Raw genomic sequence first — 9,564 nt, 5'->3', positions numbered from 1 at the left:
CCTTGAGGGGGAGATGTCCGGCAGGACAGAGGGGGGTGGGCGGGAACGCCGACATTACCGAGTTTCCCCCATCCTCAATTCTCTCGCCCCCTCAATTCCCAGCGGCAGATGCGTGGCCGCCACAACGATCCCTCCTTCGTCCAGGTGCTTCCGCATCAGCACGGCGAATCGCTCTTCCGATGCCTTGTCCAATCCTGCCGTCGGCTCGTCGAGCAGCCACAGTGGCCGCCGGCTGACCAGCAGTTTTGCGATCGCCGCGCGCCGCCTCTGCCCAGTCGAGAGATAGCCGAACGGCAGATGGCCGATATCACCAAGTCCGACCGTTTCCAGCGCCTCTTCGGCACGCAAGAAATCCGCGCCCGAAAAATCGCGCCAGAAGCGCAGATTTTCCGTCACGGTCAACGCCGTCTTCATCGCGTTCTGGTGGCCGAGATAGTGGCAGGCCGAGGCAACCGACGGAAAATCCTCGCCGCCGCCTTCGATATGCACACGACCGGCCGCCACCGGAAGCAGCCCGGCGACGACCCTGAGCAGCGTCGATTTCCCCGCGCCGTTCGGCCCGGTGACGATAAGCGCCTGGCCTTTCTCAAGGGCAAAGTTGATGCCGGAAAAGACCGCCTCGCCGCCGCGTTCGCCGCCCAGATTTTCGGCGATCAGCCGCATTCGTTCCCCTTCGCCGGAAGTCCTAGCGCGGCTTCGGTGCGCCGCAACAAAAATGGCGATTCCGTGTCTAGAACTATTCCAGGAAATTCTCTATATGCGGGTCATCCGTGCCAGCGGTCGGCACGGGAACAGAATTAGCGCCGAACCAGCGCACGCGCCGCCTTGAACGGCTCGGGTTGGCTGGGAACGGACAGCGGAAATGGCCGTACCCGCACCTTTGCGCGTGATTGCATGCCATCGGCGTCCGTTCCCTTTCAGGCTGAACAGACAAGGACGGACCGCACGTGTCAAAATCCCTCGATAGTTTCAATTGCCGCCGCACGCTGACTGCTGGTGGCGCCGAATATGTCTATTACAACCTCATCGAGGCCGAGAAGAACGGCCTCACCGGCATTGCCCAGTTGCCCTATTCGATGAAGGTGCTGCTGGAGAACCTGCTGCGCAACGAGGACGGCCGTTCCGTCACCAAGGAGAGCATCCAGGCGGTCGCCGGCTGGCTGACCGACCGGGGCACCGCCGGCGTCGAGATTGCCTATCGCCCGGCTCGCGTGCTGATGCAGGATTTCACCGGCGTTCCGGCCGTTGTCGACCTGGCTGCGATGCGCGACGCCATGGCCTCGCTTGGCGGCGACCCGCAAAAGATCAATCCGCTGGTGCCGGTCGATCTGGTCATCGACCACTCGGTCATCGTCGATGAATTCGGCACGCCGCTGGCTTTCGCCCGCAATGTCGAGCTTGAGTACGAGCGCAACGAAGAGCGCTACAAATTCCTGAAATGGGGCCAGCAGGCCTTCCGCAATTTCCGTGTCGTGCCGCCCGGCACCGGCATCTGCCACCAGGTCAATCTCGAATATCTTGGCCAGGTCGTGTGGACCAACACTGAAGATGGCGAAACCACCGCCTACCCCGATACCTGCGTCGGCACCGATTCCCACACCACCATGATCAACGGTCTTGGCGTGCTCGGCTGGGGCGTCGGCGGCATCGAGGCCGAGGCCGCCATGCTCGGCCAGCCCGTCTCCATGCTGTTGCCCGAAGTCATCGGCTTCCGCCTCACCGGCAGGCTCAGGGAAGGCGTCACCGCCACCGACCTCGTGCTCACCGTCACCCAGATGCTGCGCAAGAAGGGCGTCGTCGGCAAATTCGTCGAATTCTTCGGTCCGGGTCTGTCCAACATGACGCTGGCCGACCGCGCCACCATCGGCAACATGGCGCCCGAATATGGCGCCACCTGCGGCTTCTTCCCGGTCGATGGCGAAACCATCCGCTACCTCACCATGTCCGGCCGCGAGGAAAACCGTATCGCGCTGGTCGAGGCGTACGCGAAGGCGCAAGGCATGTGGCGTGATACCGGCTCGGCCGACCCGGTCTTCACCGACCTGCTCGAGCTCGATCTCGGCGATGTGGTGCCGTCGATGGCCGGCCCCAAGCGTCCGGAAGGCCGCGTGGCGCTTGAAGGCATTCCGGACGGCTTTGCCAAGGCGATGGAGACCGAATACCGGAAGGCCGCCGAAATCGACAAGCGCTATGCCGTCGAAGGCACCAACTATGATCTCGGCCATGGCGATGTCGTCATCGCCGCCATCACCTCCTGCACCAACACCTCGAACCCGAGCGTGCTGATCGGCGCCGGGCTGCTGGCGCGCAACGCCAACCGGCTCGGGCTCAAGCAGAAGCCGTGGGTCAAGACATCGCTGGCGCCGGGTAGCCAGGTCGTCGCCGAATATCTGGAGAAATCCGGCCTCCAGAAGGAACTCGACCAAATCGGCTTCAATCTGGTCGGCTTCGGCTGCACCACCTGCATCGGCAATTCCGGCCCGCTGCCGACGCCGATCTCCAAGACCATCAACGATAAGGGCTTGATCGCCGCCGCGGTCTTGTCCGGCAATCGCAATTTCGAGGGCCGCGTCTCGCCCGACGTGCAGGCAAACTACCTTGCTTCGCCGCCGCTGGTCGTCGCCCACGCGCTGGCCGGGACCGTGACCAAGGACCTGACCACCGAGCCGCTCGGCGAGGACCGTGACGGCAACCCGGTCTACCTCAAGGATATCTGGCCGAGCTCGGTCGAGATCCAGGAGTTCATCGAAAAGAACGTGACGCGCGAACTGTTCGCCCGCAAATATGCCGACGTCTTCAAGGGCGACGAGTACTGGCAGAACGTCAAGGCGCCGGAAGGCCAGACCTACGCCTGGGACGACCATTCGACCTATGTGCAGAACCCGCCCTATTTCGACGGCATGACCGCGGGTTTCGGCACAATCGGCGACATCAAGGGCGCCCGCGTGCTCGGCCTGCTCGGCGACAAGATCACCACCGATCATATCTCGCCGGCCGGCTCGATCAAGGCGGCCTCGCCTGCCGGCAAATATCTCACCGACCATGGCGTCGGCGTCGCCGACTTCAACCAGTATGGCACGCGGCGCGGCAATCATGAGGTGATGATGCGCGGCACCTTCGCCAACATCCGCATCCGCAACCATACGCTGGGCGAGAACGGCCGCGAGGGCGGCTACACCATCCACTATCCGTCGAAGGAAGAGACATCGATCTACGACGCCGCCATGGAGTACAAGAAGGAAGGCGTGCCGCTGGTCATCTTCGCCGGTGTCGAATACGGCAATGGCTCGTCGCGCGACTGGGCGGCCAAGGGCACCAACCTCTTGGGCGTCCGCGCCGTCATCGCCCAGTCCTTCGAGCGCATCCACCGCTCGAACCTGGTCGGCATGGGCGTCATTCCCTTCGTCTTCGTAGAGGGCACCTCATGGGCCTCGCTCAACCTTAGGGGTGACGAGCTGGTCGAGATCGACGGCCTGAGCACCATCAAGCCGCGCCAGAAGATGATCGCGAAGATCACCTATGGCGACGGCACGGTGAAGGACGTTCCGATCATCTGCCGCATCGATACGCTGGACGAGCTCGACTACTTCAAGAACGGCGGCATCCTGCAATATGTGCTGCGCGATTTGGCAGCTTAGTAGGGCAGTAAGGGAGTAAGGGAGTAGGGAAGACAGCCCCTATTCCCCTATTCCCCTATTTTGGCGCTCCGAAGCGCGCCGTCGCCGCCAGCAGCACGCCGAGCATCAGCCCGTTGAGGATGTGCCACAGGAAATGCGTGCCGAGCGGAAAGCTGCCGCAGACCAGCGGATCGATCATCCGGCAGATGACCGACACGACGAAGATCGCCGAGCCTGCCAGATTGTACCAGCCGGCGCGATTGCCGCTGGCGGCCACCCAGGCGCCGAAGAAGGCGAGCGCCAGGAAAGGCGGCAGATAGCCGGTCGTGCCGTTTGACGCCTGGCGCAGCCAGTCCGGCACGGCCCAGGTCAACAACCCGGTGACGGCATAGAAGGCGACGAAGATGGCGATCGCCTTGCCCCATTTCATGCCGAGGAAGCGGCGCAGGTTGAACAGCGTGTAGGCCAGCGTGAACCCGGCGATCGGCAGCACGTCAGCCCAGACCGTGCCGTGGTTGGCAAAGGTATGGAACAGCGCCGAGCCGATGCCGATCGCCACCACCCACCAGGCCAGCGCTTCGGCGAAGATGCCTGTGCCGCGCCGGCGCACCTCCCGGACACCCCACAGCCCGGCGGCAAGAAAAGCCAGATTGGTGAGTGCGTTGGCCGGTTCGGCCCAGAACTCCGGCCCGGTCCGCTCGCAGTAGAGATCGACCGGCGTCAGGAGGGTTTGCCACATGCTGATTGTTGCCCGAATCGGCTTCTACCGTGAAGTGTGACCCTTCCTATTGCGCCCTTGCAGTTGGTTGCAATGGCAAATTTCACCGCAACGTGACTTCCCGTTGACTGTCGCTTCTGCCACATATTTCAGCAATCAGAACAAGGCCGGCATCACCGGCGGGAGTCCAAACGGCCATGACATCTCGAAGACCATTGCGGCTTGCGGCACTTGCGCTGGCCCTCTCGGTGTTTGCCGGCGCTGGACTTGCCGGCAATGTGCTTGCCGGCGAGGCCGACAAGCCCCAGGCTGACAAAACCTTGACCGATCAACCGCTGGGCGTGGTCGAGCTCTTTACCAGCCAGGGCTGCAATTCCTGCCTGCCGGCCGATGAATTCTTCGCCGATCTTGCCACCAAGGAGAACATCGTCGCGCTCGCCTATCATGTCGACTACTGGGATTATCTCGGTTGGAAGGACACGCTGAGCCGCAAGGAGAACACGGAGCGGCAATATGAGTATATGCGCGCCTTCGGCAATCGCTCGGTCTATACGCCGCAGGCCGTCATCAATGGCCGCAGTCATGTCAACGGAGCCAGCCGCAGGGAGGTCGACGGGGCGCTCGCCCGCATGGAGAAATCAGGCGACGGCATGCGGGTCAGCATCAAGGTCAGCCGGACCAGCGACCGCGTCATCATCGACGCCGGCGATGCCGGGACCGGCCCCAGCGATGCCCATGTCGTCATCGTCTATTTCGACCCGCCGCAGACGATCAAGATCGGCAAGGGCGAAAACACCGGCCGCAGCATGACCTACTGGAATGCCGTCTCCGGCATCCAGACCGCCGGCATGTGGCACGGCAAGGCGCAGCGCTACGAATTGCCGATGAGCGTGATTTCCAAGAAAGGCGGCTGCGCCGTGCTGCTGCAATCGGTGGGCAAGGATGGCCTGCCAGGCCCCATTCTGGGCGCCGCCATAATCCACAAGCCTTGACCACAGCGCGCCCTTCTCCCCTTGTGGGAGAAGGTGGATCGGTGCGCAGCGCCGAGAGGTTGAGGGGTGCTGGAAGAAATGAGGCGTTAAAATATGAAATGATTTTAGGCGCTTACGTCTTCAGCGCAGCGATCCTTCCAACATCCCTCATCCGACCTCGCTTCGCGAGGCCACCTTCTCCCACAAGGGGAGAAGGGAGAGCCGCGCTACCCGCCATGGTCTCAGCCAATAAAAAACCGGCGTCAGCTTGCTTCTGACGCCGGTCATTTAGGTTTTGGGATCGTCGCACCCGATTTTTCCAAGGAAAAACCGAGGTTGGTTCGATCCGACGCAGACCCGTGGGCGGGGGGCTTGGGGTTTACGAGCCAGTGCCGGACCGAACCGTCTCAGGCAACACCCGTAAATTCGTCGGACATTGGGGCATGAGCGCGGATAAAAGAAGGCAGAATTGTGGCGAAGCATCACCAATTCCAACGGGCGTTTTATAAACGTGACTGGACACTGCGGAAACGGTGCGCCGCCGCCTTTGCTCGGTCGGGCTTGCAATTCTACGGCGAAAGCGCCAACTTTGGTTGGCATAAGATTCATTCGAAGGGATCGAGGCATGACTGATCATGGCAGTGGGACGGAGGATGGGGACGCATCCGCAATACTGATCCCGCTGCATGAGGCAAGACGCGAACGCCTCGACCAGCCGGTGCGGTTCGACCGGCGCGAACTGGACCAGATCCTGAGGCTTTACGGGCGCATGGTCGCCGCCAATGAGTGGCGCGACTACGCCATCGACCATCTCACCGATCGCGCCGTCTTTTCCGTGTTCCGCCGCACCAGCGAGGTGCCGCTGTTCCAGATCGTCAAGGATCCGAAGCTGGCGCGCCGGCAAGGCGCATTCGCCGTCATCGCCGCCGGCGGCCGCATCCTCAAGCGCGGCCAGGAACTTGGCCGCGTGCTTGGCGTCTTCGACCGCACGCTGAAGCTGGTCGAGGCCTAACTACTTATTCTGGCTGCGGAATTTCTGTTCCGGCAACGAGTTGATATCGGGCGGAATTAGAGCCCCGTCATTGATCGGCAGTTGCATGAACACCGTGTCCAGCCAGCGTCCGTGCTTATAGCCGGAGCCTTCGAGGCGGCCCGAATGGCGAAAGCCGAGTTTTTCATGTAGCCGCACCGAGGCACTGTCCGGTCGGCCGTCGCCGATCACCGCGATAACCTGGCGGAAGCCCGCCGCCTTGGCCGCCTCGATCAGCCCTTGCATCAGCTTGAGCCCGACGCCTTGCCCCTTGGCCTCGGGCGCGACATAGACGGAATCCTCGACGACGAAGCGATACGCGGGGCGTGGCCGGAAGGCGCCGGCATAGGCATAGCCGAGCACGATGCCGTCTTTTTCCGCCACCAGATAGGGAAAGCCGCCCGCTATCAAACTGTCGAATCGCTGGCCCATCTCGGCACGGCTTGGCGGCTCCAGCTCGTAGCTCGCCGTGCCGTTTGTCACCGCATCGGCATAGATGTCGGTGATCCGGTCGAGGTCCGCCGATGTAGCGGCCCGTATGGTATGCTGCTCATAATTTATGCAAATCGCTCATCTGCCTTCTATCACAGCAGAGGCCGGAACAAAAGAAAAGGGCGGCCGTTGGGCCGCCCTTACAAAACTCGCTGGTCCAGTCAGACCATGATCCCGAAAGGTGGAAACCGGCTTTCGGAAAAGATCATGGTCCAAACAAAAGCCTGTTAGCGGCGGTCGCCCATGAACTGCAGCAGGAACATGAACAGGTTGATGAAGTCGAGATAGAGCGTCAGCGCGCCCATGATCGCCTTGCGGCCGGCAACGTCGGTGGCGTCGCCCTCGAAATACATCTCCTTGATCTTCTGCGTGTCATAGGCGGTGAGGCCCGAAAAGATCAGCACGCCGAGCGCCGAAACGGCGAAGGACAGAGCCGACGACTGCAGGAAGATGTTGATCACCATCGCGATGATCAGGCCGAACACGCCCATCACCAGGAACGAGCCGAACGCGGTCAGATCGCGCTTGGTCGTGTAGCCGTAAAGCGACAGCGCACCGAAAGCCGCTGCGGTGGCAAAGAAGGTCTGCGAAATGCTGGCGGTCGTGTAGACCAGGAAGATCGACGACAGCGACAGGCCGACCAGGCCGGCATAGACCCAGAACGTCGTCTGCGCGGCAGAAACGCTCATCGACTGGACGCGGAAAGACAGGAACAGCACGGCGGCCAGCGGAGCCAGCATCACCACCCAGCGCAACGGCGACCCGAAGATCGCGTAGCCGAAGGAGGTCAGCATCTCGCCGCTCGGCAGCGTCGCAACCGCCGAAGCCGGATCGGTGGTGGTGGCCAGCATGATCGTGCCGACCGCGGCAAGGCCAGTGATGAGGAGGCCAAGCCCCATCAGATTGTAGACCTTGATCATGTAGGCGCGCAGGCCCTGGTCGATGGCAGCATCGACGCCGGCGCCGGGCACGGCGCGCGTCTGATAATTGCGAACGGGTTCAGCCATGGAAATCCTCATATTGCTTCTGCCCCGTCCGGTGTCAGGTCCATTTGGACCCAGGCGCCGCTGGCGGGGCTCCAGCATGCCTGCGGCGAAATATGATGGTTATTGGCGTCAAGAACAAGACCGTAACGGAGCGTAATGCTTCGTGAAGTCCCGGAAATCCGCTTTTTCGGCTTTCGAAGCCGCAACATTACGCAGAATTAATCAAAAACAGCCTCGCCAAGCCTTGCGATCAGAGATTGCGCAGCACCGGCGCCGCCTTGTGGCCCAGCACCCGCCAAGTGCCGGCGAGGCCAATGCCGACCGTGACCACCAGCGCAAAGACGATGGTTGCCACCGCCACATCGGGCATGAAATGCGATGGCAGCGTCATGATGCGCGCGACAACGAACCACGCGGCAACCCCGCCTGCCGCCAGCGCGAAGATCGCAGTGGCGAGGCCGATCAGCATATATTCCAGTGAAAAGGCCGCGATCAGTGTTTTCCTGGTGGCGCCCAGCGTCTTCAGCACCACGGCGTCGTGGATGCGGGCCCGGTTGCCGGCGGCCAGCGCGCCGGCCAGCACCAGCACCGACGCGATCAGCGCCACGCCGGCCGCGGCCCTGATTGCCGTGCCGAGTTGCGCCACCAGCCGGTTGACGATGTCGAGCGCGTCCTTGACCCTGACCGTCGTCACCGCGGGAAAGGCCCGGGTGACGGCGTTGAGAAGACGGGCATCGTCGGCCCCCGACGCGCCCTTTTCGGTCAGGGTCGCCAGCCAGCTATGCGGCGCGCCAGCAAATGTGCTGGGCGAGAACACCATGACGAAGTTGATGCCCATCGTCTCCCACTCGACCTGGCGGAAATTGGCGATCTTCGCCGTCACGTTGCGGCCAAGCACGTTGACGGTGATGGTGTCGCCGAGTTTCAGCCCGATCTCTTTGCCTTCCTCGGCCGAAAACGACACCAGCGGCTCACCGGCATAATTGTCCGGCCACCATGTGCCTTCGGTCAGCGTCGCATTCTTCGGCAGTCTGGCCTCGTAGGTCAGCCCGCGATCGCCGCGCAGCACCCAGGCTCCTTCCGCCGGGACCTTGACCTTGTCGACGTCGACGCCGTTCAGCGCCATCACCCGGCCGCGCAGCATCGGCACCTTGACCAGCGTGCCCTGCGGCGCCTCTTTGCCGACCAGCGCGGAGAACGCGTCGACATCGCTGCTCTGGATGTCGACGAAGAAGAAGTTCGGCGCCCGTTCCGGCAGGCTGCCGGAAATCTGTCGCCTGAGATTGCCATCGATCAGCGCCAGCGTCACCAGAAGCGTCAGCCCCAGTCCCAACGACAGCACCACCGACGGCGTCAAGGCTCCCGGCCGGTGGATGTTGCCGATGGCGAGCCGGAGTACCGTCGAGCCAACGCGCGGGCTCTTTTTGGCGGCCCATTGTACCAGCGCGCCGACGACGCGCAGCACCAGGAAGGCAAGAATGGTGGCGCCGACAAAGATCGAGGCGATGCGGCGATCGTCGGAAAACAGGATGGCCAGCACCGCCAGGAACAGCGCGATGCCGAGCGCCGCCGCCACGTAGAGCGGGCGAGGAAAACCGCGGCCCTCAAAACCCATTTCGCGAAACAGCGCCGTCGCTGGAACGTCGCGCGCACGGCCGAGCGGCAGCAAGGCGAAAGCCAGCGTCACCAGCAGCCCGAACAGCGCCGCCATGCCGAGCGCGCCGGGATAGAACCCGCCTTCCGCCGGCAC

General features: G+C 62.9%; 8 protein-coding genes. 3 read left to right on the top strand and 5 right to left on the bottom strand.

All coding sequences use genetic code 11. The features are described 5' to 3' along the window. Positions 1–54: 54 nt before the first annotated feature. On the bottom strand, positions 55–663 hold the full coding sequence (ccmA, locus tag EOB36_RS31655) for a heme ABC exporter ATP-binding protein CcmA (protein ID WP_128286433.1): 609 nt from the start codon (positions 661–663) through the stop codon (positions 55–57). 284 nt (positions 664–947) lie between these two features. On the opposite strand from ccmA, the gene acnA reads away from it, so the two are divergent. Then, positions 948–3,638 carry an aconitate hydratase AcnA gene (acnA, locus tag EOB36_RS31650; protein WP_128286432.1) on the top strand — a complete coding sequence of 897 codons (2,691 nt, stop codon included), beginning with the start codon at positions 948–950 and terminating at the stop codon, positions 3,636–3,638. A 55-nt stretch (positions 3,639–3,693) separates the two neighbouring features. Here acnA and EOB36_RS31645 read toward each other — a convergent pair whose 3' ends face one another. Then, positions 3,694–4,356: a ceramidase domain-containing protein gene (locus EOB36_RS31645; RefSeq protein ID WP_095484872.1), complete on the bottom strand. Its 663-nt coding sequence runs from the start codon at positions 4,354–4,356 to the stop codon at positions 3,694–3,696. 176 nt (positions 4,357–4,532) lie between these two features. On the opposite strand from EOB36_RS31645, the gene EOB36_RS31640 reads away from it, so the two are divergent. Then, positions 4,533–5,327, top strand: a complete 795-nt coding sequence (locus EOB36_RS31640; protein ID WP_095484871.1) for a thioredoxin family protein — start codon at positions 4,533–4,535, stop codon at positions 5,325–5,327. A gap of 604 nt (positions 5,328–5,931) precedes the next feature. Next, positions 5,932–6,318 (top strand): DUF2794 domain-containing protein, encoded by a 387-nt coding sequence (locus tag EOB36_RS31635; RefSeq protein WP_095484870.1) that lies wholly within the window; start codon positions 5,932–5,934, stop codon positions 6,316–6,318. On the opposite strand, the gene EOB36_RS31630 is transcribed toward EOB36_RS31635, so the two are convergent. The 3 genes from EOB36_RS31630 to EOB36_RS31620 form a co-directional block, all read right to left on the bottom strand. Next, positions 6,319–6,897, bottom strand: coding sequence for a GNAT family N-acetyltransferase (locus EOB36_RS31630; RefSeq protein WP_128286431.1), 579 nt, complete (start codon positions 6,895–6,897; stop codon positions 6,319–6,321). It lies immediately after the preceding gene. A gap of 158 nt (positions 6,898–7,055) precedes the next feature. Continuing rightward, the gene (locus tag EOB36_RS31625) at positions 7,056–7,835 is read right to left on the bottom strand and encodes a Bax inhibitor-1/YccA family protein (RefSeq protein WP_095484868.1); all 780 of its coding nucleotides are present in this window, start codon (positions 7,833–7,835) and stop codon (positions 7,056–7,058) included. Positions 7,836–8,064: 229 nt separating this feature from the next. Continuing rightward, positions 8,065–9,564: FtsX-like permease family protein (locus EOB36_RS31620; RefSeq protein ID WP_128286430.1), on the bottom strand; the 1,500-nt coding region annotated here is incomplete at its 5' end.

This window comes from Mesorhizobium sp. M6A.T.Cr.TU.017.01.1.1, assembly GCF_004023115.1.
Taxonomy (GTDB): Bacteria; Pseudomonadota; Alphaproteobacteria; order Rhizobiales; family Rhizobiaceae; genus Mesorhizobium; species Mesorhizobium mediterraneum.
This window is presented reverse-complemented; position numbering and strand designations above follow the sequence as displayed.